Annotated in this window: 22 protein-coding genes and 1 pseudogene; 17 read left to right on the forward strand and 6 right to left on the reverse strand. The window is 57.6% G+C overall.

Going from position 1 to position 22,178, the window contains the following annotated elements:
• Positions 1-134: 134 nt before the first annotated feature.
• Positions 135-638 (forward strand): annotated as a pseudogene (locus tag ACWUI2_RS19890) (L-lactate permease); the annotation flags it as partial.
• Positions 639-938: 300 nt separating this feature from the next.
• Positions 939-2,864, forward strand: coding sequence for an NAD-dependent DNA ligase LigA (ligA, locus tag ACWUI2_RS19895; protein WP_486984591.1), 1,926 nt, complete (start codon positions 939-941; stop codon positions 2,862-2,864).
• Here the strand turns inward: ligA and ACWUI2_RS19900 are convergent.
• On the reverse strand, positions 2,825-3,058 hold the full coding sequence (locus tag ACWUI2_RS19900) for a hypothetical protein (protein WP_486984592.1): 234 nt from the start codon (positions 3,056-3,058) through the stop codon (positions 2,825-2,827). The genes ligA and ACWUI2_RS19900 overlap by 40 nt on opposite strands.
• Before the next feature lie 196 nt (positions 3,059-3,254).
• On the opposite strand from ACWUI2_RS19900, the gene ACWUI2_RS19905 reads away from it, so the two are divergent.
• A complete protein-coding gene (locus tag ACWUI2_RS19905; RefSeq protein WP_486984593.1) occupies positions 3,255-3,551 on the forward strand; it encodes an ATP-dependent Clp protease adaptor ClpS in 297 nt (98 codons plus the stop codon).
• Positions 3,548-4,006: a hypothetical protein gene (locus ACWUI2_RS19910; protein ID WP_486984594.1), complete on the forward strand. Its 459-nt coding sequence runs from the start codon at positions 3,548-3,550 to the stop codon at positions 4,004-4,006. The genes ACWUI2_RS19905 and ACWUI2_RS19910 overlap by 4 nt, the downstream gene beginning before the upstream one ends.
• 79 nt (positions 4,007-4,085) lie before the next feature.
• Here ACWUI2_RS19910 and ACWUI2_RS19915 read toward each other — a convergent pair whose 3' ends face one another.
• Positions 4,086-4,715, reverse strand: a complete 630-nt coding sequence (locus ACWUI2_RS19915; RefSeq protein WP_486984595.1) for a superoxide dismutase — start codon at positions 4,713-4,715, stop codon at positions 4,086-4,088.
• A gap of 65 nt (positions 4,716-4,780) precedes the next feature.
• Positions 4,781-5,314, reverse strand: coding sequence for a nucleoside deaminase (locus ACWUI2_RS19920; RefSeq protein ID WP_486984596.1), 534 nt, complete (start codon positions 5,312-5,314; stop codon positions 4,781-4,783).
• 108 nt (positions 5,315-5,422) lie between these two features.
• Here ACWUI2_RS19920 and infA point away from each other — a divergent pair, with 108 nt between their 5' ends.
• Both infA and ACWUI2_RS19930 read left to right on the forward strand, forming a co-directional pair.
• Positions 5,423-5,695, forward strand: coding sequence for a translation initiation factor IF-1 (gene infA, locus ACWUI2_RS19925; protein WP_486984597.1), 273 nt, complete (start codon positions 5,423-5,425; stop codon positions 5,693-5,695).
• Positions 5,696-5,864: 169 nt separating this feature from the next.
• Positions 5,865-6,992, forward strand: a complete 1,128-nt coding sequence (locus ACWUI2_RS19930; protein WP_486984598.1) for a site-2 protease family protein — start codon at positions 5,865-5,867, stop codon at positions 6,990-6,992.
• Positions 6,993-7,004: 12 nt separating this feature from the next.
• On the opposite strand, the gene ACWUI2_RS19935 is transcribed toward ACWUI2_RS19930, so the two are convergent.
• Entirely contained in the window at positions 7,005-7,421 is a 417-nt protein-coding gene (locus ACWUI2_RS19935; protein ID WP_486984599.1) for an SET domain-containing protein-lysine N-methyltransferase, read from the reverse strand.
• A gap of 366 nt (positions 7,422-7,787) precedes the next feature.
• Here ACWUI2_RS19935 and ACWUI2_RS19940 point away from each other — a divergent pair, with 366 nt between their 5' ends.
• From ACWUI2_RS19940 to ACWUI2_RS19950, 3 genes are read left to right on the forward strand one after another with little or no spacing between them, the layout of a single operon-like run.
• Complete coding sequence (locus ACWUI2_RS19940; RefSeq protein ID WP_486984600.1) at positions 7,788-8,807, forward strand: adenosine deaminase family protein; 1,020 nt, start codon at positions 7,788-7,790, stop codon at positions 8,805-8,807.
• Entirely contained in the window at positions 8,804-9,760 is a 957-nt protein-coding gene (locus ACWUI2_RS19945; RefSeq protein ID WP_486984601.1) for an RluA family pseudouridine synthase, read from the forward strand. The genes ACWUI2_RS19940 and ACWUI2_RS19945 overlap by 4 nt, the downstream gene beginning before the upstream one ends.
• A 32-nt stretch (positions 9,761-9,792) precedes the next feature.
• The gene (locus ACWUI2_RS19950; RefSeq protein WP_486984602.1) at positions 9,793-10,395 is read left to right on the forward strand and encodes a DUF4202 domain-containing protein; all 603 of its coding nucleotides are present in this window, start codon (positions 9,793-9,795) and stop codon (positions 10,393-10,395) included.
• A gap of 18 nt (positions 10,396-10,413) precedes the next feature.
• Here the strand turns inward: ACWUI2_RS19950 and ACWUI2_RS19955 are convergent, their stop codons facing one another.
• The gene (locus ACWUI2_RS19955; RefSeq protein ID WP_486984603.1) at positions 10,414-10,587 is read right to left on the reverse strand and encodes a DUF1328 domain-containing protein; all 174 of its coding nucleotides are present in this window, start codon (positions 10,585-10,587) and stop codon (positions 10,414-10,416) included.
• Positions 10,588-10,848: 261 nt separating this feature from the next.
• Here ACWUI2_RS19955 and ACWUI2_RS19960 point away from each other — a divergent pair, with 261 nt between their 5' ends.
• The 4 genes from ACWUI2_RS19960 (at position 10,849) to ACWUI2_RS19975 (ending at position 14,225) form a co-directional block, all read left to right on the forward strand.
• Positions 10,849-12,126 (forward strand): glycosyltransferase, encoded by a 1,278-nt coding sequence (locus ACWUI2_RS19960; protein ID WP_486984604.1) that lies wholly within the window; start codon positions 10,849-10,851, stop codon positions 12,124-12,126.
• A 126-nt stretch (positions 12,127-12,252) separates the two neighbouring features.
• Positions 12,253-12,699, forward strand: coding sequence for an arsenate reductase/protein-tyrosine-phosphatase family protein (locus tag ACWUI2_RS19965; RefSeq protein ID WP_486984605.1), 447 nt, complete (start codon positions 12,253-12,255; stop codon positions 12,697-12,699).
• A gap of 72 nt (positions 12,700-12,771) precedes the next feature.
• The gene (gene ndk / locus ACWUI2_RS19970; RefSeq protein ID WP_486984606.1) at positions 12,772-13,191 is read left to right on the forward strand and encodes a nucleoside-diphosphate kinase; all 420 of its coding nucleotides are present in this window, start codon (positions 12,772-12,774) and stop codon (positions 13,189-13,191) included.
• 95 nt (positions 13,192-13,286) lie between these two features.
• Positions 13,287-14,225: an endonuclease/exonuclease/phosphatase family protein gene (locus ACWUI2_RS19975; protein ID WP_486984607.1), complete on the forward strand. Its 939-nt coding sequence runs from the start codon at positions 13,287-13,289 to the stop codon at positions 14,223-14,225.
• A gap of 6 nt (positions 14,226-14,231) precedes the next feature.
• Here ACWUI2_RS19975 and ACWUI2_RS19980 read toward each other — a convergent pair whose 3' ends face one another.
• Positions 14,232-14,531 carry an HPr family phosphocarrier protein gene (locus ACWUI2_RS19980; protein ID WP_486984608.1) on the reverse strand — a complete coding sequence of 100 codons (300 nt, stop codon included), beginning with the start codon at positions 14,529-14,531 and terminating at the stop codon, positions 14,232-14,234.
• A gap of 236 nt (positions 14,532-14,767) precedes the next feature.
• Here ACWUI2_RS19980 and ACWUI2_RS19985 point away from each other — a divergent pair, with 236 nt between their 5' ends.
• The 4 genes from ACWUI2_RS19985 (at position 14,768) to ACWUI2_RS20000 (ending at position 21,986) form a co-directional block, all read left to right on the forward strand.
• Positions 14,768-15,829, forward strand: coding sequence for a LacI family DNA-binding transcriptional regulator (locus ACWUI2_RS19985; RefSeq protein ID WP_486984609.1), 1,062 nt, complete (start codon positions 14,768-14,770; stop codon positions 15,827-15,829).
• Between the two features lie 205 nt (positions 15,830-16,034).
• Positions 16,035-17,381, forward strand: a complete 1,347-nt coding sequence (locus tag ACWUI2_RS19990; RefSeq protein WP_486984610.1) for a glycoside hydrolase family protein — start codon at positions 16,035-16,037, stop codon at positions 17,379-17,381.
• Positions 17,378-19,804 (forward strand): DUF4838 domain-containing protein, encoded by a 2,427-nt coding sequence (locus tag ACWUI2_RS19995; RefSeq protein ID WP_486984611.1) that lies wholly within the window; start codon positions 17,378-17,380, stop codon positions 19,802-19,804. Before ACWUI2_RS19990 ends, ACWUI2_RS19995 begins: the two co-directional genes overlap by 4 nt.
• 1 nt (position 19,805) lies before the next feature.
• Entirely contained in the window at positions 19,806-21,986 is a 2,181-nt protein-coding gene (locus ACWUI2_RS20000; RefSeq protein ID WP_486984612.1) for a right-handed parallel beta-helix repeat-containing protein, read from the forward strand.
• Positions 21,987-22,178: the final 192 nt, after the last annotated feature.

Consider the following 22,178-nt stretch of genomic DNA (forward strand, 5'->3'; position numbering starts at 1 on the left):
GGCCGCGCCGTATCTGACTGTGATCGCACTGGTATTGGTGACGCGCTTACTTCCTCCAGTCCGAGAGTTGGTGTTTCCGGTCGAGTGGGGGGGGGCGTTGGGCCGGAAAGTTCACGGGGACTTTTCGCCCGCTTTTTCATCCTGGAACTTTGCTTTCGCTGGCGTTTGTATCGGCCATCTTCTGGCTTCGCGCCTCCCGGGAGCAGGTGAAATCCGCGTTGGCAAAGACGGTCCGTCAGCTTGCCGTGGTCACGTTGGCTCTCGCTGCGATGCTGGCGCTCGCCCGAGTCATGGTCCATTCCGAAATGATCCAGATCGTAGCAATCGCGATGGCGGGAGGGGCAGGGGTTTTCTGGCCGGTTTTTGTTCCTTTTGTCGGCGTGTTGGGAACGTTTGTCACGGGCTCCGCGACAGCTTCGAACATCCTCTTCACCGATTTTCATCGGGCCGCTGCCGTGGAGCTCGAACTGCCGGTGGAGAAGATGATCGGAGCCCAGGGATTCGGAGCTGCGGTGGGCAACATCATTTGCCCGCACAATATCAAGGGGGAGGAGGGGAACGTGTTGCGCCAGACCCTGCCCGCGTGTTTGGTCTATGCGATATTTGGGGGATTAGTCGTGTTTTGGATGGTCCGCTGACCGATTTCTCCGTGCTGTTTCGAATGATGGGGATGCTTTATTCCGGGATTCTGAACAGTTTCAGCAGTTCCGGATCCGTCACCCCGTTGACGATGAATTGGACGGCGATGCAGAAGATGATGAAGCCCATGATCTTGGTTACATGCGCGGAATTGAAGCAGTGGCGAAAGGCAAGGCAAGCAGTTTCCCGTGGAGAGTTGCCGCGGCATGGAGGCAAAAGAGAACTCATCGGGTCGGAAATCGGGGGATTGACTGGGGGAAGGTGGAAGGTGTAAAAGTTGGAATATTCTATCCCTCCCCATGAAAACTACCTCGTTCTCCGATGATGTTGGACTCGCCTCGTTTTGGGCTTGTTTGCGGTTTATTGCGTGCTTGTTGTTATTGGCCGGATCAGCCGTCCCGCTCTATCCGGACGAGGCGTCGGTCGCCCGGCTTCTGGAGCTTCGCGAGGAGATTCGGCGGCATGACGATCTGTATTTCCGCCTGAACGCGCCGGAGGTCTCGGATTTTGAATACGACCGACTCCGGAAAGAGCTCCGGAGGTTGGAGGAAATGTATCCGGATGTCGATGGCAAGGTGGCCGAGGTCGGAGACGATCGGACCGGATTTCGGGAGACCTGGCGGCACCGGGTGCCGATGTTGAGTTTGGACAAAGCGACGAGCACGGAAGATCTGACGAGGTTTCACCGACGGTTGGTCGAACGGCTGGGGCGGGAGGATATCGACTACCGGGTGGAGCCGAAATACGATGGAATCGCGGTCAGTTTGATCTATGAGAACGGTCGTTTTGTCCGGGCGTTGACCCGGGGAGATGGAGCCGAAGGAGACGATGTCACCGTCAATGTCTTGGCGATGGACCGCATTCCCTTGCGGCTGGCGTCGTCGCGGCCGGAGAGCGAAGCGTATCCGGTTCCTGGATTCATCGAGATCCGCGGCGAGATTTTCATGACGTTCCCGCAATTCGATCGGATTAATGCGGAACGCCAGGAGGCCGGTGAACCGGAGTTTGCCAATCCGCGTAACGCCGCCGCCGGGGCGATTCGCCTCCGGGATCCGGATGAAGTTGTCCGGCGGGGTTTGGAGTTGGTCTGTTTCGGATGGGGAGCGGTGGAACCGGCGGAGCGCCGTCCGGTCGGGATCGATGGTTTTCACCGGGCATTGACCGGATGGGGCCTTCCGGTGGCGGCGCCGGTGATCGCGGCCGGGGGATTGGAGGAAATGTTGGAGGCGGTGGAGGCGATCGGAGCACTGCGGGCGGAACTTCCATTTCCGTTGGACGGAGCGGTGGTTAAACTGGCTTCGACGGCCGATCAGGAGCATGTCGGGTCGGGACCTTCCGCGCCGCGTTGGGCGGTGGCGATGAAATTCCCTCCGGAGCGGACCATGACCCGGTTGGTGGAAATCACCCTGCAAGTCGGGCGGACGGGAGCGATCACGCCGGTGGCGGAATTGGAACCGGTTTGGCTGGACGGCTCGATGGTGGCCCGGGCGAGTTTGCACAACTTCGCCGAGATCCTCCGGCGGGATCTTCGGGTGGGCGACTGGGTTTACGTGGAGAAAGCGGGCGACGTGATTCCGGCGGTGGTCGGGGTTGATCCGAGACGGCGTGCCCCGGAGAGCCGTCCGTATGTGGCGCCGGAACGGTGTCCCGCGTGTGCGGCTGAGTTGGAGCAAAACGGGCCCCGTGGCGTGGTCCATTGTCCAAACGGCGGGTGTCCGGCACGGTTGGTGCGGCGGTTGGAGCACTTCGTATCGTCGGCGGGATTGAACATCCGGGGATTGGGACCGGCGGCGATCGGGGCGTTGGTGGAAAACGGGATGGTCGAAAGTCCGGCGGACCTCTTTCGGTTGACGCATGAAGATCTGGTAAGGCTCGACGGAGTCGGGGAACGGACGGCGGAGAACCTGTTGGGGGCGATTGAACGAAGTCGGACGGCTGAGTGGGAGCGGGTCATTCATGCGATCGGAATTCCGTCGGTGGGCCGGGGGCGGGCGCGGGTCCTGGCCCGGGTCTTCCCGGATTTCGATTCGTTGTCGAGGGCGGACCGCGAGAGGTTGACGACCAGGACCGGAGAGGGGGGCGCTGGATTGGGCCGGGCGGCGGCGGAGGCTATTCTGGAATATCTGGCGGAACCGGAAACCGGGCGGTTGTTCCGGGAATTGCAGGACGTCGGTCTGGGGATGAGTCAGGCCGATTCCTCCTTTTCCAACATGCAAAGGGAATAAGAAAAGATCTTCTGCTGGAGGATATCGGGGGGAAGGTATTTCAGCTTCACCGCCATGCTGACGCAAATCGGGCGTATGAAAGCGATGCGCCATCCCTCGGCCAAACGTTGGTCGATCTCGTTTTTCTCCTCCCTTTTTACGATGTAGCAGCCGGAGCCGTTGGTGAGGAGAAAGCCTTTTCGCCGCTTTTCCATGGATAAAACCTGATCGATGTTCCCGGAGGGTAAAGCCCTATTTTGATTTTTGGAGGGTGGTTTTCGCGCCACTCTTTTCTTTCATGATGCGGGATCTCATGGGTGGTGTTGCGCGGAGCGGAAATCGGCGGGCTCGCTTTTCGTAAGTTTCTCCTTTAAAGCACGGTCATTTCGCATAACATTAAACGTGGCATTGATGAAGATTAGATCCGCAGACACCCGCGTGGTGCCCCATGAGCAAACCGAGACCCGGGTGGGGTTGGAGCAGGTTTGGAAGGTCGTGGTCTTGAACGATCCGGTCAATCTGATGTCCTACGTGGTCATGGTCTTCCGGAAAGTTTTCGGCTACGACGAAAGCCGCGCGCGCCGCCACATGTTGGAGGTGCATGAGCAGGGCCGGTCGATTGTTTGGGCGGGTCCCAGGGAGCGGGCGGAGGCCTATGTTCATACGCTGCAAAGCTGGCAGCTCAACACCATCCTCGAAAAGGAATGAAGAAGATCGAAATCAAACTAAGCCAGCCGGTGGTCGCTCCGCTCCTTGATTTTGTGAAACCGATCGCCGAAGGGTTGCGCGATGAGTTGGTGTTCCAGCCTCGATTTCCGGACTCCGATCCGCAGTTGCAGGAGGAGTGGAAGCAGGACCTGATTGCGGCCCAGGGAAGTGACGCGGCGGTTTTCATGGGGTTGTTCGACAAGGACTTTTTCGATACCGGCAATGTTGTGATCGATGAAAGCAACTCCGATTCCGTTTTACGGGCCACGGCAGCGATTCGTTTGAAGTTGCGGACCGATTTTTTAAACGAAGTGCCGGACGAAGTTTTGGAAGCGGGGGAGGTTCCGTTCGAAGAATTGACCCTGCCTGAGCAGCAGGGATATGCCTGTTATCTGTTTTTGGCGACGATCCAGGAGATCGTTATCCAGCATCTGGAATTCGCCGGGGGAAAGTGAACCGGGCGAGGGTCATTTTTTCGGAATAAAAAAGGCCGCCCCCGGCAGGGGAGCGGCCGATACGGAAACCGCGCGGAGATTAACCGCGGGCGGCTTGGAAGTTTTTCTCGGCCTGATCCCAATTGACCACATTCCAGAATGCCTTGATGTAGTCGGGACGGCGGTTCTGGTAGTTCAGGTAGTAGGCATGCTCCCAGACATCGAGTCCGATGATTGGGGTGCCCGGACAATCGACCACGCCTTTCATGACGGGGGAATCCTGGTTCGCGGTGGAGCAGATGCAAAGCGATTTGTCCTCCTTCACGCAAAGCCAGACCCAACCGCTGCCGAAGCGGCCGACGCCGGCGGCGGCGAACTCTTCCTTGAATTTGTCGAAGCTGCCCCACTTTTCATTGATCGCTTCGGCGAGCGAGCCCTTGGGGGCGCCCCCTTTGTTCGGACCGATGATGGTCCAGAAGAGGGCGTGGTTGAAATGACCTCCTCCATTGTTGCGGACCACGCCGCGGATTTTTTCCGGGACGGCGTTCAAGTCGGCGATCAGCGACTTCACGTCTTTGGAAGCGAGGTCGGAGTGTCCTTCGAGAGCTTGGTTGACCTTGTCGATATAGGTCTGGTGGTGCTTCGTGTGGTGGATCTCCATCGTGCGCGCGTCGATGTGAGGCTCCAGCGCTTTGTAGTCGTAATCGAGCTTGGGAAGTTCGTAAGCCATAGTTTGTTTGTCCTGTATTTAAGTGAGTTACCTCAAGGTACGAGCGATCAAGATACCACCATTGATCACCCCGGGTCAACCTCCGGCCTTTGCGATTTCCGCTTTTGGCGAAAAAAAGCCTGAAGGAGTTCGCGGCATTGTTCCTCCAGAATCCCAGAGTCAATTTGCAGGGTGTGGTTCACCCGGGGAAGAGCGTTCAGGTTGGTCGCGCCTCCGAGGCAACCCATTTTCGGATCCGGCACCGCGTAGACCACCCGTCCGACCCGGGCCATCAGGGTCGCTCCGGAGCACATCGGGCATGGTTCCTTGGTGACGAAAAGGGTGGCGGCGTTGAGGCGCCAATCGCCGACGGCGCTGGCCGCCTGGGTGAGGGCCAACATTTCGGCATGGGCGGTCGGGTCGTTGCTCGACTCGACCCGGTTGTGGGCGGAGGCGATTACTTCCCCCCCGACCTCGATGACGGCGCCGATCGGGACCTCGTCCTCGCGCCAGGCGTTGACCGCCTCGTTGTAGGCGAGCCACATGAAGAACTCGTCGTCCTTGGAGAGTTGCGATGGGAAGACCTTGGGAAAGGGACAGCCGGCGGAGTCTTCTTGCATAAATGATAATTTCGGTTGATTTTAAATCTTCTTGACTTACCCTCGGCGTTTGTCAGTGAGACCTGTTCGCGAATCAATGAAGATGAGTCGGGTGTTTAATCCTTTTTTATGGCAGATAATAATACGGTAGAAGTCGAAGGCAAAATTGTTGCGGTCCTCCCCGGGACGATGTTCCGGGTGGAGTTGACCAATGGCCATCAGGTGCTGGCTCATATCTCGGGCAAGCTCCGGAAGCACTTCATCAAAATCACCACCGGCGATCTGGTAAAGATGGAGATGAGCCCCTACGACCTCGACAAGGCCCGTATCACCTATCGCCTGCGGAACGCCGCCGTTCAGCGCAACCGTCCGATTCGCAGCTTCGGTCCCCGCCGTAAATAATCCCCTCGCCGGGAGAATGAGACACGCATCGTTTGCGTGTCGTTTTGTTTTCCGTGGTTGGCATCATCGGTCCGTCCGATGAAGCCGATGCCTTGATTGCCTTTCGTTTCGGACGGGGGTAAATTGAATCAACCGTCCGGCTGTGCATGTCGGTCCGGCGGTGTTGATTATGAAGGGATCGCTTCGGATTGGAACAGTCGCCGACATCGGGATTTACATCCATTGGACCTTTGTCCTGATCATCGGCTGGATCGTGATGATCTTCCTCGCGCAGGGGCAAGGGATGATTGCCGCCTATGAAGGCGTCTTGTTCGTTTTCGCTTTGTTCGGCTGCGTGGTCCTGCACGAATTGGGGCACGCGTTGACCGCTCGACGGTATGGCATACCGACGCGGGACATCACCCTGCTTCCGATCGGAGGCGTGGCGCGTCTGGAACGGATGCCGGAAGAGCCGTCGCAGGAGTTTCGGGTGGCGATCGCCGGTCCGGCGGTGAATGTGGTGATCGCTCTGCTTTTGGCCGTGGTGTTGGGAATTGCCGGAGGGTGGAAACCGTTCGTGGAGATCGCGTGGATCGGCGGAACCTGGAGCGATTTTCTGCTCCGTCTGATGTGGGTGAATCTGTTTCTGGTCGGATTCAATATGTTGCCGGCTTTCCCGATGGATGGGGGGCGGATGCTTCGGTCGGTCCTGGCGCGCAAATTCGACTTTGTCCTGGCAACCGATGTGGCGGCCCGGATCGGGCAAGGAATGGCGATCGTCTTTGGGATCCTCGGGATCATGGCATTGAATCCTTTCCTGGTCTTGATCGGCGTGTTCGTTTTCCTGGGGGCGCAGGTTGAAAACCATTCCGCGAAGATGACGTCCTTTATCCGCGGATTGCAGGTGAAGGACGCGATGATGAGACGCTTCCGTTGTTTATCGGAGGAAGACGATCTCGGTGCGGCGGTGGATCAATTGCTGGCGGGATCCCAGCAGGAATTTCCGGTTTGGCGAAACGGTGAAGGGGTGGTCGGACTGCTCGCCCGGCGGGATCTGATTCAGGCGTTGAGCGTCGGGGGACGTCGCGAGCGGGTGGGAAATGTCATGCAAGCGGGGTATCCGGTTGTTCGTGACAATGAGCCGTTGGAGCACGTGTTTTGCCGGATGAACAACGACGGCTTGAGCACTCTGCCGGTGGTGGACCGGGACGGGGAGATTGTCGGGCTGTTGACCAGTGAAAACGTGGGGGAATTGGTCATGGTCAGTTCCGCGATCAAGCACCGGCATGACGAAGCGGCTCTACGGCGGGCGGCTTGACGGGCGAATGGTTCACGGGTCGCAGGGGGCCAGGAGGGTGGTGTCGGTGTCCCAGTAGTCTTCGCCGTAATCAAAGAAAATCTCTTCGCCCGGGGCAATGGGGCGAAGGGCTTCGAACCGCGCGGTTTTCCATCGGGAGGAGACGATGAGGAAGGCGTTTGGTTCCGAGGAGTGGTTGATGTAGCGGGTGTAGTTTGATTTCGGCCCTTCACCGACGATGATGTGGGTCCGGCAAACCCAAAGGATGTAGGGGGAGTAAGGGGGCTCGAGTTCGTAGAACTCCTTTTCGGAAATGATCTCGCCGGTGTAATAACCAATGGTGTCCTCCGTTTCGATGGCCACTTTGGAAAACAAACCGCGGCCCGCCCCGCGGATGGTGGAGGGACGGATTTCAAAGTCGTTTTCGGTCCAGGTGCGGCGCTTCGGCATGATCGGTCCCATGTTGTAGAATCAAGCCGGGGAAGGACAACCGGAATTTTCCGACCGGGTTCATTTGATTGGAGGGCGTCCGAAAATGGGTTGGCGCCATGTCGAAGCCAACCGATGACTCCCCTCTCAAGAGAGGAACCGGGGGACACACCCCACCGCTCTGGCGAGCGGTCCCCCCCTCTCAAGAGACTCTCAAGAGGGGAACGGCGTATAGGAAGTTCCCCTCTTGAGAGGGGGGGACCATGCGCGAGCATGGTGGGGTGTGTTGGCTCCTCCAGCAGCTCCCAAACTCACCTTGTTGAATGCCCTCTAATTCCCCAAGTTAAAAGTCGATTTTCCACAGGGAGATTGGCAATGTGGAGGCGTATGATGATTTCTGTTTCCTCCGAGATGGCCGGCTTCATTGCCCGTTTGCCGAAGACCGAGACCCATCTGCACATTGAAGGGGCCTTGCCGTTTGAATTGCTCCGGACGCTCGATCCGGTGCGGTTCGCGGAGCCGCCGACGTTTTGGCGGGACGATTACCGCTACGAGAATTTCGCTCGCTTCGAGGAAATTTTGATCGATCACGCCTTGAATTGGTACACCTCGGCGGAACGTTACCATGACGCGGCCCGGTTGATTTTCCGCGGTTTGGCGGAGCAGAACTGTCGGTACGTGGAAACCAGTTTTCATCTTGGCATTTTGGAGTTTTTGAAAGGAGTTTCCGGAGAGGAGATCGTTCATGCGATCAAAGCAGCCGCGCCGGATGGCTTGGAGGTCAGGGTGTTCGCCGGGATGCTTCGGAACCAATACCGGCCGCCCATGACCGCGGTGATCGACGACCTTCATCGCTGGAAGGAACTGGACGGTATCGACCTCCATGGACAGGAGGCATGGCCGCTCGAAGCGTGGACGGCCGAAGTCTGGCGCCGCAATCGGGAGGCGGGCAAAGTGACCAAAGCCCACGCCGGCGAGTTCGGTGGGGCGGAAAACGTCCGGCAGGTGATCGAGGAACTCGGCGTGACCCGGGTCGAACACGGGGTGCGGGCGGTTGAAGACCCGGAAGTGATCGAATTCGCTTTGGAGCGGGGAGTGGCGTTCGACGTTTGTCCGATCAGCAATTTGAAGCTTCAGGTCGTTCCTTCGTTGGCGGAGCACCCGATCCGTCAATTGCTCGATGCCGGTCTTTGTTGCACCGTCAGCACCGACGATCCGTTTTCTTTTGGGAACCGATTGACCGACGAATACACGGTGTTGGCCGGCGAACTCGATTTCTCCGCGGAGGAATTGGCGCTGGTCGCGCGAAATGGATTCGCGGTTTCGTCGCTGCCGGAGAAAGTGAAAGCTGGAATTTTTGCGGAGATCGATCAAGTGGTCTCCGATTTCAAGCGGGCAGGCCGATGACCGAAGCGAGAATCATTCGGGTGGAGGAGGTGGAAGGTCGGGAACGGGCGGACAAGTTTTTGGCGCGCGTGTTGCCGGATCTCAGCCGGGCCGGGATCCAGCGGGCGTTTGAGGCGGGGCTGGTCCGGCGCGGTGGGGCGCCATTGTCCAAGAACACCAAGGTGGCGAACGGAGACGAACTGGAGTTCTCCCAACCGGAGACAAAAGCAACGGATTTGACTCCGGTGGAGATCCCCTTGGAGATTGTGTTTGAAGACCAACATTTGCTCGCGATCAACAAACCGAGCGGAATGGTGGTCCATCCCGGCGCCGGGACGAGCGAAGATACCTTGGTGCACGCGTTGTTGGCGCATTGCGAAGGAGAATTGAGCGGTATTGGCGGGGTCGAACGTCCGGGCATCGTGCATCGACTCGACCGGGAAACGTCGGGATTGATTCTGGTGGCCAAGACCGATCCGGCCCACCGGGGGCTGGCCGATTTGTTCGCCCGGCGGGAGTTGGAGAAGGAATACCTGACATTGGTGGCGGGCGCGCCGGAATTGTTGTCCGGCAGCATTCGCAAGCCGATCGGGCGGCATCCCGTTCATCGTCACAAGATGGCGGTGGTGGACGACGAAGAAAAAGGACGGAGCGCCCGGACCGATTGGGAGGTGGTGGAACGCTATGGGACGGCCTTCGCGTGGTTGCGTTGTCAGATCCACACCGGGCGGACTCATCAGATCCGGGTGCATTTGAGTTCGATCCGACTTCCGCTGCTGGGGGATTCGGTGTATGGATTTCGGGAGGATCCGCGATTGGCGGTGCCGCCGACCCGGACCATGCTTCATGCATCCCGTTTGAAGCTGGTCCATCCGGTGACCGGGCAAGAGCTGGAATTAGCCGCCCCCCTTCCAGCGGATTTCCGTCAACAGATCGAGCAATTGCGGGCGCTATTCCCTTCCGGAAGGAAGTGAGTGTGACTTTTCTTTGTATTCAAATTTTGCTTATGGACGAGGAACAAGATCAAGAGAAGCTCGACCGGGTGATCGGCCGTTTTTTTGAAATTCACGCGGAAGACCTCCGAATGTCGGAAAGGGGAGGTCAAAGGCTGCCCTATTCGGTGATCTACCATGAAAGCATGCTGGGATGGTTGGAAACGATCCGGCCGGAGGCGGGAGAGGCATTGCGATTGGCGGCGGCGTGCCAGCACATTCGCCGTTGGACGATTCCGCGCGACCGTTATCCGGAAGGGAAGCTCGCTTATAAGAAGTGGCGCCACGATCTGGCGATTTTCCATGGAGACGAAGCGGCCCGGGTTTTAAGCGAAGCCGGATACGGAGAGGAAATGGTGGCGCGGGTCCGGGCGTTGCTTTTGAAAACCGGCTTGAAGGAGGATGCGGAAGTCCAAGCGTTGGAGGACGTGGCCTGTCTGGTTTTTCTGGAAAACGAGTTCGCGGCTTTCGCGGCGAAACACGATGAGGAGAAGATCGCGGTCATCCTGCGGAAAACCTGGAAAAAGATGTCGCCGCGCGGGCACGAGGAGGCGCTCAAGTTGGTCGGGCGGTTGCCCGAGGACTTGAGGACGGTCGTGGTGCGGGCGCTGGGGTGATATTGCGGAGGGGACGGGTCAGAATAATTTCCGTTTCAGGAAGATGGCCATGATGAACATGATGATGCAGATCGCCAGAAATATGAAGAACAAGACCTGCGCGATCACGGCGGCGGCTCCCGCGATTTCAGTGAAGCCGAGAACTCCGGCAATGATGGCGACGAGTAAAAAGATGACGGCCCAGAATAGCATGGTTTCCTCCTGTCGTTGAAAATGGATGGTGAAGAGGAACTCCGTTTCCCGAGGGAGTTCCGGTTCTACGATACGGGGAGGAGCCAGATTTGGCAAACGGGGGACGCTTGTCGATGCAACGGGCGGCCGTATTTTCGCGACAACTTCGAGAGGCACCGGTCGCGCCCCCCGCGTCGGTCAGGGAAATGCTGACTTCCTTTTTTCGTGGTATTGTGCATAATGGAAGGCCATGGCTTCCCACGAAATGCGATGAATGTATGCATGATGACCAATACCTACCTGCCGCACGTCGGCGGGGTCGCTCGATCGGTCCATACCTTCGCGGAAGATTACCGGGCTCTGGGCCATCCGACGGTGGTGGTGGCGCCGACGTTTCCGGATTTGGACGAAATGGATCCGGAGATCGAAAAGAATGTGGTCCGGGTGCCGGCGGTCCAGCAGTTTAACGGAAGCGATTTTTCGGTCCGCATTCCCCTTGTCGGAATGTTGAGCCTGCGAATGGTCGAACTCGACGTCGACATCATTCATTCCCATCATCCGTTTCTGGTCGGGGATACCGCGCTGCGGTTGGCGGCGGACAAACAGGTTCCCGCCGTGTTCACCCATCATACCCTCTATGAGGAATATTTGCATTACGTGCCGTTCCAGGGGACGCCGATGCGGCAGTTTGTGATCGAACTCTCGACTCACTACGCGAATCTCTGCGATGCGGTCATCGCGCCGAGTGAGAGCATCGCGTCGCTGATCCGGAAACGAGGGGTGGAGGTTCCTATCACCGTGATTCCGACCGGGGTCGACCTGAAGCGTTTCGGAAGCGGAAGTGGAGATCGTTTTCGTCAGGCGAACGGGATTTCTCCGGAAAAATTCGTAGTCGGGACCCTTGGCCGTTTGGCGGCGGAAAAGAACCTCGGATTTCTTTGCCGGGCGATCGGACGCTTTTTACAACAGGAACCCGCCGCTCTTTTCATGGCGGTCGGATCGGGGCCGTCAGCCGACGAGATGCGAGGAATCTTCGAAGAGATGGGGGTGATCGACCAAGCATTGTTTCCGGGGAAGAAAACCGGTCAAGAGCTGTGGGACGCCTATCATGCGATGGATTTGTTCGCCTTTTCCTCGTTCAGTGAGACCCAAGGCCTGGTGTTGGCGGAGGCGATGGCCTCGGGGTTGCCGGTGGTGGCGCTCGACGCATCGGGAGTGCGGGAGGTTTTGCGGGACGGTGAGAATGGATTCATGTTGGCGTCCGACACCGATGAGGAGGTCTTTGCTCGGAAATTGTGCGTGATCCATGGGGACCGGGGGCTTCGGGCCAGGTTGGCGGATGGAGCCTTGGCCACGGCCCGCGAGTTTTCCCGGGAAAATTCGGCCCGCCGGGCATTGGCGTTGTATGAGGAAGTGTTGCAACGGTCTCCGAAACGGCGAGCGGATTATCTCGAAGATCTTTGGACCGGTATGATGCACCGGATCCGGGTCGAATGGGAATTGTTGACGGAAAAAGCGGAATCGGCGATCGACGCGATGCGCGGCGCGCCCGACCGGTGAGGGCGGATTCGGGTCGATTTGATGGCCGAGTTGATTTCGACGCCGTCGCTTGATCGATTGTGGTCGATTGGCTTTTTTCGGTTTTTATTTTGAGCCAAACGCGGGTTGGTGTTAGTTTGCGCCCCTATGTCCAACCGTGTTTTGTTCATCTGTACGGGAAATTTTTACCGGAGCCGGTTTGCCGAAGCTTTGTTCAACCATCAGGCCGCCGTCCGGAATTTGGAATGGCGAGCCTTCTCCCGGGGCCTCGCGATTCACCTGGTGGCGGAGTGCGGGCCGATTTCGGCGCATACCGTCGAGGAGTTGAAGGCGATGCGGATCGACCTTTCGCTTACCGGAGCGCACCCGGTGCAGGTTTCCGCGGAAGATTTGCAGGCGGCGCATCGAATCATCGCCTTGAAGGAGATCGAGCATCGGCCGATGATGGAAACGCAGTTTCCCGCTTGGGCCGGCCCGATCGAGTATTGGCACGTCCACGACCTCGACATGGCGCTGCCTGAACAGGCGCTTGCGGAGATCAAAGAGTTGGTCGGGGCGCTGGTCGAAGAACTGGCCTCGGTTCCCAGCAATTAAGCGGCGGAAATGCGGCGGAAATGGATGAACTTTGAGCTTTCCAACTTCGGTGACGCCTATATCTAAGTAACCATGGCTAAAACGCTTATTATACTCAAGCCGGACTGCATGGCGCAGAAACACGCCGGCGAGGTGATCGGTCGATTTGAAAAAGAAGGATTCGAAATCTGCGGATGCAAGATGATGAAACTTTCTTCGGAACTGCTGAAGGAGCACTACGCTCATGTCGCCGACAAACCGTTTTTCCCGGAAATCGAGACTTTCATGAGTTCCCGGCCGGTCATTGTGATCGCCTTGGAGGGGGAGAACGTGGTCGAACGCGTCCGCGAATTGCTCGGGCCGACCAATTCGAAAGAGGCGCCGTCGGGCTCCATCCGGGGCGACATGGGAAGCGATATGATGAAAAACATCGCCCACGCCTCCGACAGCAATGAGTCGGCGGAAGTCGAGATCCGGCGGTTCTTCAAGTCGGAAGAGATTTACCGCGTCTGATCGTTTTTGCGGCCGTCCATCCCCGCTGGCCGGGGAGGGCGGCTTTTTTAGCTGCAGTTTCCGGTTCTCCCCCGCGTTCCATCCTCTTACCCCTTATGCCCCTGCGATTTCCCTTGGATCGGGTCCGATGCCTTCTCTGTTTGACGGTTTGGGCGATTGCTGGTGTGTGCTCCGATATCGGAGCGGAAACGCTGAGGGTCGCCACCTACAATGTGGAGAATTATTTGGTCATGAACCGGCGGATCGACGATGGGTGGCGGCCTGCTTATCCGAAGACCGAACGGGAAAAGCGGGCTTTGCGGAGGGTAATCCGCACGGTGAACCCGGATGTTTTAGCGCTGCAGGAGATGGGGGCGCGGCCCTTTTTGACCGAGTTGCAACGGGATTTGCGGGCGGAAGGGTTGGATTATCCCTACGCGTTCTTGTTGGAGGCGGAAGACGAGGTGCGTCATGTGGCGGTGCTGACGCGGGTGAAGCCGGAAGCGGTTCATTATCATACCGATCTCGATTTTCCTTATTTTGGGGAGCGGGAGAAGGTGAAGCGAGGACTGTTGGAGTTGGAGTTCAAGACCGGCGAACGTCCATGGCGACTTTTTGTGGTTCATTTCAAAAGCAAATGGACGGAGCGTCCGGATGATCCGGAAGCGGCGCGGCGCCGGACCGGGGAGGCGACGGCGGTTCGAAATAGAATCCTGGAACGGTGCGATCCGGCGGCGGGGGATTGGTATCTGATCGGAGGCGACCTGAACGATACCCGGGACACGCCCCCGGTGCGGCGACTCCTTCGGCGGGGAGCGGTTACGATTTCGGAAATGATCCCGGCGACGGATTGGCGGGGGCATGCCTGGACCCATCATTGGGAGCGACAGGACCAGTTTAGTCGGATCGATTACCTGCTGGCCTCACCGGCAATGTTCGAGCGGGTGGTGGGAGGACGCGGTTACGTCTATGACGGCTTGGATGCGGCTCAGGCCTCCGATCACCGGATGGTCTGGGCAGACTTCGATTTTTCGATCGGGCCGGACCGTGAGTGAAGGGGATCAGGTCTCGTCGAATTTGCGGGCGAACAAGTTTTCCACTTCCTCCATCAAACGGTCGGCGTCTCCGCCGGTGGCGACCACGCGGAGTTTCGAACCGTGGCCGGCGGCCAGCATCATCAAGCCCATGATGCTCTTTCCGTTCACCAATTCATCGTCCTTTTCGAAAAAGACGTCGGACGAATACTTATTGGCCGCTTTCACCAACATCGCCGCGGGACGGGCGTGGATACCCATCTTGTTCTGGACGACAAGGGTTTTGGTGATTTCCTGACTCTTCGGATTGGTCTCGCTGGTTTCCATCAAAGGAGGTCGATAAAAGGAAGGACTGCGGACAGACCTTCGGATAAGCTGGATGTTTTACCGTAAGGCAGGTTTTCCGTTCCGCAAGACTTAATCGAGAAATGCGGCGGGAGCGGGCGGGCCGTGAGCAGAACGGAACGGCCCGTCCCCCTCCTGGACAGGGATGAACATCTTGGCTGGATTGGGCGTTTGCCATTTTAGATTGTTTTCAGTCAAAGATGGTTTACTCGTAATCAATGGCCGAGAAACCAAAATCGAATCCGACCATGCAGGACATCGCCGAGGTTTGCGGGGTGTCGAAGATGACGGTGTCGCTCGCGTTGCGGGGGCATCCGAGAATTACCCTGGAGACGCGGACAAAGATTCGGGAGGCGGCGGAGCGGCTTGGTTATTTGCCGAATCCGTATGTGACGACATTGATGGCACAGCTGCGTTCGGGGGAGCGGGCGAAGGGTCGACCGATCATCGCGTTCTTGAACGTGCACAATCCCCCCGCGGCCTTTCACCGGAACAATACCTATCACTTCTTCATGGTCGGTGCCCGGCAGCGGGCGGAGGAACTTGGTTTTCAATTGGAGGAGTTTCAACTCTATGGAGAAGGGGTAACGATTGCCCGGTTGGAGCGAATCTGGCGGACGCGAAACATCCATCTGATGTTGATCGGTCCGGCCGGGAGCGTGCCGGTGAACCTCGATTTTCATTGGGAGCGTTACGCGACGGCGAAGTTCGCCTTCAGTATTCCGTATCCCAAGGTCAATCTGGTGGCTTCCGATCACTTCAAGTGCGTGCAGTTGATTGTGGCCCAGTTGCTGAAGCGAGGGTATCGAAACATCGGGTTGGCCATTCCGCGCTACAACGACGAACGGGTCGATCATCGCTGGGTCGGGAGCTTTCTTTCGGCCAAGTGGTATCAGGGAAACGGCCACCGTTTCTCGTTGTTCGTGCCGGAAAAAGGATTGGAGCAAACCCGTTTCATAGAGTGGTTTGAGCGGGAGCGTCCGGACGCGGTGATCAGTTTCGAACCGGCGATACCGTCATGGTTGAAAGAGGCCGGATATTCGGTTCCGGGCGATGTCGGATTCGCATCGATCGATTGGACCCGGCAAAATCCCCACCACAGCGGGGTCAACCAGCGTCCGCAACGAACGGGTGCTCTGGCGGTCGACTTGGTGGTGGAGCAACTTCATCGCAATGAACGAGGAATCCCCCAGGAATCCAAGGTGGTTCTGGTGCCAGGCGAATGGATCGAGGGAGAAACCGTTAAAAAAGAAATCGGCGGCGTCGTCGAGAGGGTCTAGTTTACGAGGAAACCGAAAACGATTTTGACCCCGGCTGAATCGTCGAAAGACTCCTGATCAACATCGGCGGAGAATCGCGCACCCTGGCAATCATTGGATCAGAGATTTTTTCCCTAAAGGCTGCATTGCGCGCGTCTTCTTAAAAGGTCCGGCCGAAACCCGCACCATCGGACGGCTGGACCGGCAATCTATTGAAAAATCAGTTATGTTTAGAAAGACCCTGACAGGAACGATTGTGTTTATTTTGGCGGTTCACTGTGCTCAAACGATTCCGGTGCACGCGCGATCCGTGGAAGCGCCCAATCCGGAAGCCGTTCGGCGGGTTCTGGCGGGCGAGATTTCGGAAGCGAACGCCGCCTGGTGGGGCTTTGATCCGGCGGATTCGACCCAGGCGATCCAGTCGGCGATCGATTCCGGGGCTTCCCGGGTGGTAATCCCGAACATGGGGCAGGACTGGATCGTCGAGCCGATTTTCCTGCAAAGCAATCAGGAGATTGTATTTGATCCGGGCACGGTGGTGACCGCCAAACGGGGATCGTTTCGCGGGGTAATGGATTCGCTGTTTTCCGCCCGGGCGAAGGAAAACATCGTGTTGCGTGGAGAAGGGGCGACGCTTCGCATGCACAAGGAGGATTACCAAAGCGACGACTACGAGCCGGCGGAATGGCGGCATACCTTGGCGATATTCGGTTGCAACAATGTGAAGATTGAAGGTTTGACCCTTCGTGACAGCGGGGGAGACGGCATTTACGTTGGTTCTGGCACCTGGCGCCGTCCCGGGTATCCGAGGTTCCCCGGGAACCAGCCTTATAGTCGGGATATCGTGATCCGGAACGTGGTGGCCGATGGGCATCATCGACAGGGACTCAGCGTTATCAGTGTCGAGAACCTTCTGGTTGAGGAAAGTGTTTTCCGGAATACGTCGGGAACCGCTCCCGAAGCCGGGATCGATATCGAACCGAACGGGCCGAACGACCGGTTGACCAATATCGTGATCCGGAACGTGGTTTCAGAAAACAACCGTGGGGCCGCCTTTTTTGTTCATGTCGCCAAATTGAACGGTGATTCCGGGCCGGTGGATATCCGCTTCGAAAACTGTGTGGCCCGGGGCGGACGGATCGAAGCCTTTTCGGTGCACGGTCCAGGTGGCGATCGGCCGGTGCCGGGGTTGATCGAGCTCGTGAATTTTCAGGTGGAAAATACCGGCGGAGGCGTTCTAAACATCCGGGAGAAACCGGCGGACAGTTTTACGGTGAGATTCGTCGGCGGTCGATTCGAGAATGTTTCGAACAATGACACCCGTTATACCCGACATCCTTTTTGGATACAAATCCGGGAAAAGGATCTGCTCGACCAGGGAGGGATCGAATTTGTGGATTCTCTTTTCATCGACGACCGGGACCGGCCGTTTTTGGTGGCGGCCAACCAAGGAAACGTGAAGGTGAAACTCCGCAATGTCAGCGGAACCTTGCGGGTCAGGAATCCCCATGGAGCCCAGACGCGGTTGCCTCCCGAAGTGCCCGGTTTCGACCTGAACGTGATCGAGGAATGATGAATTTTAGCTCGTTTACGAACATGTCGGCCCTGCTGCTCTTCGTGCTTGCCGGAGCGAACGTATGCGCTGCGGAGCCCGAAGGCCATTTGTTGATCGGCGAAGGGCGGGCGCAGGCCCGGATCCTTTTGCCGAAGGTTTCCGGGGAAGCGACCATCTTCGCCGCCCGGGAGTTGAACGATCACCTGGAAAGAATGAGCGGAGTCCGGCTTCCGATGGACACCGCTCCCGAGCCCGGTTTGCGGGAGGTCTACGTTCTGTTGATTCCTCAGCAACTCGATCGCGAAGTGATCGCTCGGGGAGACGAAGATGTCTTTTCACTTCGCAGCACTAAAGATTCGCTGGTGATCACCGGGAATACGGAAACGGCGGTCTTGTACGGGGTTTACCAGGTTCTCGAAGACTTGGGGGTGCGCTGGTTCATGCCCGGAGAGTTGGGGATGAATATTCCGGAGCGGGAGACGGTCCGGATTCGCCATTACGATGATGAGTTTGTGCCTTCGTTTCGGTCGCGTGAGATCGGTTACAGCCGAACTCCTCGAAACCATTTTCATCCAGATCCCGAAACTCGTGAGCGGCATCTTCATGAATACACCGTCTGGCTGTTAAGAAATCGAACGCATTTCAATCCGAGCCGCATCATGTCCCGGAATGCCCGGAGATTTTCGTTTAACCGAGTGCGCGAATTACAGTTTCACAATCTGCAACGGGCCGCGCTCGGAGACGCCAGCCTCGAAGACGAGCCGGAGCGATTTTCATTGGTGACTCACCGGGACGGCACGCAGGAGCGGATTCGCGAGCGCGGGCAGATTTGTTTCACGCACCCCGCCAATGTCGAGACGGCGGTCGCCAGCACGATCTCCTATTTCGAGGCGAACCCCCAGATGTTGACCTATACGTTGTCCCTGCAGGATCATTGGGGATTGTGCGAGTGCGCAGACTGCATCGAGGCAAACGCCGGAGTCCCCCCATCGATCGATCCGAACCGGGTGGTCTGGACTTTCATGAACGCGGTCGCCCGCAGCTTTAAGGAGAGCATGCCGGACAAGCACATCGCCTTCTATTCGACGTATATGATGATGACCGCTCCGCCGGATGACATTCGGGCGGAAACGAATATCGTCGGGGTGACGGCGAATGTGATTTCGAACGACCGTCCGATCGACGGGGAGGGCGTCTACAACCGGCTCTATTTCGATCAGATCCGGTCGTCGGCGAAACGAATCCAGGAACTGGCAGCGCGGGAATATACCCTGTTTTCCGGAACTCCCCAACCGTTGGGCATTTTGCATTCCATTGGATTGTATCATTCACTCGGGTACGTCTGGTACCATTGCGAAAGCATGGGCCGGGATGAACAGCGGAACATCGTGAACTGGGTGCAGGCGCAATTGCTTTGGGACGTTGACCGCGACCCGGACGACCTCTTGAAGCAGTTTTGCGACGAGTATTATGGGGAAGCCGGATCGGATGTGTTGCGTGTTTTGCAAATGCTCGACGCCCGGGCGCACGCCATGCCGAACATCTCCTTCGGCACCATTGGCCTGACCCAGTCAATGATGACCGATGCAACGATCGAGGCCGGTCGCGCGATCCTCCGCGAGGCGGCGGAAGGCGTCTCGGGACGTGAAGCGAAGCGCCTCGGCAGATTCGAGGCGACATTCGAAGCGTGGTCTCATTTGGCCGAGGCGGTTCGTTATTATTACCTGGCCTTGAACGAGCGGTCGGAGGCAAGCATTGCCCGGGCTCGTCGGCAAATCGAAACGTTCGAACGCGTCTGGGAAGAATGGGATCTCGATGAGATCGTGAGTCAGGATATCCGCGATCCCTACGTCGCCAACCTCGCGGCGGTGTTGGGGGAAATGCGACCCGGTTCGCCTCCGGTGGCACGGGCGGAGGCTCTTCGCGACGGAGATCCGGCGGTGATGGTTGAGGAACTGTTTTCATTGCATCCGGTGCCCGAGCGGATCGACGACCTCTTCTTTCTGCCGGAGGAGTGGAAGTTCCGTCTCGATATTGATCGGGCTGGAGTCGACCGGGAATGGATGCGGCCGGAGTTTCGGGACGACGACTGGCACCGGATTTCGACCTGGAACTTTTTCGACCGCCAAGGCTACGCCCACTATAATGGCGAGTTTTGGTACCGGGTTGAATTTAAGGCGCCGGAGTTCCCGGCCGACCGGCGAATCTTGTTGCGGATCGGGGCATTGGATGACGAGGGAACGATCTATATCAATGGTGAGAAAGTCTACCGGCGTTACCATTTGGAACCCCGTTCCTGGACCAGCAGTTTTGCTTTCGATGTCACGGATCACATCCGGTCCGGCGAACCCAATTCCATTGCGATCCACGGAATCGACGAGGCGGGCGTTGGGGGGCTTTGGAAACCTTCGGCACTTTATACCATCGAAATAGAACAATGATATGACCAAAACACTCGCTTGCGCTGCTTTTTCCCTCTTCGCTTCCTTCGCGTGCTCGTTTTCCGCCTATGCGTTTCAGGAGGTCGACGCCTCCACCTTTGGTTTCGATGAAGAAGATGCAACGGCCGCTCTCCAGGCGGCGATCGATTCTGGCGCGGACCGGGTGATTGTCCCCAATATGGGGAGCGATTGGTTCGTCGAGCCGATCCAGCTTCGCAGCAATCAGGAAATCGTCTTTCAGCCGGGGGTCGTGGTGACGGCGAAGCCAGGTTCTTTCCAAGGGGTCGCGGATATGCTCTTCACGGCCCGCGATGTGGAGAATCTAATTCTTTCCGGTTACGGGGCAACTCTTCGCATGCAAAAGGAGGATTATCAAAACGCCCCTTACGCCCCCGGCGAGTGGCGGCATGTTTTGGCTCTTCTTGGATGCACCAATGTCCTGGTCGAAGGATTGACCTTGCGGGAGAGCGGCGGGGACGGCCTTTACATTGGCTCCGGAAACTGGAGCCGGGCGGGTTATCCCTCCTATTCTGGGAATCAGACTTATTGCAAGAACATCATCGTTCGGGATGTTGTGGCCGATGGTAATCATCGACAGGGTATCAGTGTTATCAGCGCCGAGAGTTTGCTGATCGAAAACGTGACCCTGGCGAACACGTCGGGAACCGCACCCCAGGCGGGAATCGATCTCGAACCGAACGGTGCCGACGGGCGACTCGTCGACATCGTTTTACGGAACGTGGTCGCGGAAAACAATTGGGGGCCGGCCTTTTTCATTTACGTAAGCAAGTTGGACCACACCTCGTTGCCGGTGAGTATCCGGTTTGAAAATTGCGTAGCCCGCAACGGAAACGGCGAAGCTTTTTCCTTCCATGGACCGGGCGGTAACAATCCGCCGACCGGCCTGGTGGAGGTGATCAATTTTCGGGGAGAAAACATGGGAGGACCGGCGATCAATATCCGGGAACAGCCCGCGAACGGGATTCAAATCCGATTCATCGATTGCACCTTCGTCAACGTCTCGCGAGGGGAGGCGTTTCATCAACGGTATCCGGTCTGGATCCAGATGCGGGAGAGCGAGTCCCTTAACCAAGGGGGAATCGAGTTCGTCAACTTCGTCCTCCATGATGATCGGGACCGAAACTTTCTGGTCGTTCAAAATCAGGGTAATATCCAGGTGAAGCTTGAAGACGTTTTGGGAGACCTCACGGTTTATAATCCGTTCGGTGCAAGGGTTCAGATGAGTCCGGAGACGCTGAACGTGAATCTGGAAATTATTGAGATTCGTTTCGGGGTCCGCTACGCGACCGGATTCAGGGCGGGAAACAACCCAGGTTATACCCCGGGGGTGAGTTTGATCGGGGTCGATGGGTGGGAGATGGGCATCCTGGATAGCGGAAATCCGGACGATGCCCGCGTCGGGATGCTTCCCGGAACCGAGGAGTCGCCGGTCGCCCGCTTGTCGACGGCCGCCGCGGTGGATTCGGGCTCGAACGCGCAATTCCGGCGGACGGAAGTCGTTCGGCAAATCGGCCCGATCGACGCGTCAGTGGTGGAAGTCCGTTTCGATCTCGCCGTGGATTGGACCGGAGAATCGACCGCATGGATGGGGGTGCAAATCAATCCGGCGGGCAGCACTCCTGTCACGGTCGGGTTTTCAACCGACGGTTATGCCGGATTGCATTTTGAGCATGGTGGAGATAAGACCTCGATCCTGGCTCCCGGGGAGGTGAGGAAACTATCGTTTTACCATGTGCAGCTACTGTTGTACCCGGGAAATAATACGTTCTCCATTTCCGTAACCGGGACGGACGGTGCCGGTGAACGGTTCAATTTTTTCGCAGGCAACCTAACCTTTCTCGAAACGGCCGCTCAAGTGATCGATGTTCGTCTGACGAACGGCGACGGCGATTTACTGACGCTTTATGTGGATAATCTGGTCGTCTCGCCCGGCCGCCTCGGGTTCCAGAGTTCTCCCGTCAAAGCGGATGAGTATGCGGCTGTAAGGCTGGTGATTCCAACCTTTCCAGACCTCGATTACCAGATCCTTACATCGGAGAATCTTGTGGACTGGACGGAGTTTGCCGCATCTTTCGCAGGGGTGAATGCCGTTCTGAAGCGTTACCTTTCGATCCGGGATCGGGAACGGGAATTCTATCGCCTGACGATTTCGCGAAAATAAGCCACCCACAATCGAAGAAGCCGTGTCCGAGTCTACTCATCCGTTTACGGGTAAACTGAAAAGGCTTTTGACCGGTAGCGGATTTTGTCGAAAGTGGTTATTACAGGAGGACGAATTCGAATCATGTGGGTCGCCTCCCTTTCTTACCAGAACCTAAAAAACTCCCTCATCTTCCTGAAAAATGAACCCGAT

Source organism: Verruconatronum alginivorum, assembly GCF_056590205.1.

Coding starts and splice junctions, on each gene's coding strand:
- ligA (WP_486984591.1), top strand. CDS start 939: ATGAAAACTACCTCGTTCTCCGATGATGTTGGACTCGCCTCGTTTTGG.
- ACWUI2_RS19900 (WP_486984592.1), bottom strand. CDS start 3,058: ATGGAAAAGCGGCGAAAAGGCTTTCTCCTCACCAACGGCTCCGGCTGC.
- ACWUI2_RS19905 (WP_486984593.1), top strand. CDS start 3,255: ATGAAGATTAGATCCGCAGACACCCGCGTGGTGCCCCATGAGCAAACC.
- ACWUI2_RS19910 (WP_486984594.1), top strand. CDS start 3,548: ATGAAGAAGATCGAAATCAAACTAAGCCAGCCGGTGGTCGCTCCGCTC.
- ACWUI2_RS19915 (WP_486984595.1), bottom strand. CDS start 4,715: ATGGCTTACGAACTTCCCAAGCTCGATTACGACTACAAAGCGCTGGAG.
- ACWUI2_RS19920 (WP_486984596.1), bottom strand. CDS start 5,314: ATGCAAGAAGACTCCGCCGGCTGTCCCTTTCCCAAGGTCTTCCCATCG.
- infA (WP_486984597.1), top strand. CDS start 5,423: ATGGCAGATAATAATACGGTAGAAGTCGAAGGCAAAATTGTTGCGGTC.
- ACWUI2_RS19930 (WP_486984598.1), top strand. CDS start 5,865: ATGAAGGGATCGCTTCGGATTGGAACAGTCGCCGACATCGGGATTTAC.
- ACWUI2_RS19935 (WP_486984599.1), bottom strand. CDS start 7,421: ATGCCGAAGCGCCGCACCTGGACCGAAAACGACTTTGAAATCCGTCCC.
- ACWUI2_RS19940 (WP_486984600.1), top strand. CDS start 7,788: ATGATGATTTCTGTTTCCTCCGAGATGGCCGGCTTCATTGCCCGTTTG.
- ACWUI2_RS19945 (WP_486984601.1), top strand. CDS start 8,804: ATGACCGAAGCGAGAATCATTCGGGTGGAGGAGGTGGAAGGTCGGGAA.
- ACWUI2_RS19950 (WP_486984602.1), top strand. CDS start 9,793: ATGGACGAGGAACAAGATCAAGAGAAGCTCGACCGGGTGATCGGCCGT.
- ACWUI2_RS19955 (WP_486984603.1), bottom strand. CDS start 10,587: ATGCTATTCTGGGCCGTCATCTTTTTACTCGTCGCCATCATTGCCGGA.
- ACWUI2_RS19960 (WP_486984604.1), top strand. CDS start 10,849: ATGATGACCAATACCTACCTGCCGCACGTCGGCGGGGTCGCTCGATCG.
- ACWUI2_RS19965 (WP_486984605.1), top strand. CDS start 12,253: ATGTCCAACCGTGTTTTGTTCATCTGTACGGGAAATTTTTACCGGAGC.
- ndk (WP_486984606.1), top strand. CDS start 12,772: ATGGCTAAAACGCTTATTATACTCAAGCCGGACTGCATGGCGCAGAAA.
- ACWUI2_RS19975 (WP_486984607.1), top strand. CDS start 13,287: ATGCCCCTGCGATTTCCCTTGGATCGGGTCCGATGCCTTCTCTGTTTG.
- ACWUI2_RS19980 (WP_486984608.1), bottom strand. CDS start 14,531: ATGGAAACCAGCGAGACCAATCCGAAGAGTCAGGAAATCACCAAAACC.
- ACWUI2_RS19985 (WP_486984609.1), top strand. CDS start 14,768: ATGGCCGAGAAACCAAAATCGAATCCGACCATGCAGGACATCGCCGAG.
- ACWUI2_RS19990 (WP_486984610.1), top strand. CDS start 16,035: ATGTTTAGAAAGACCCTGACAGGAACGATTGTGTTTATTTTGGCGGTT.
- ACWUI2_RS19995 (WP_486984611.1), top strand. CDS start 17,378: ATGATGAATTTTAGCTCGTTTACGAACATGTCGGCCCTGCTGCTCTTC.
- ACWUI2_RS20000 (WP_486984612.1), top strand. CDS start 19,806: ATGACCAAAACACTCGCTTGCGCTGCTTTTTCCCTCTTCGCTTCCTTC.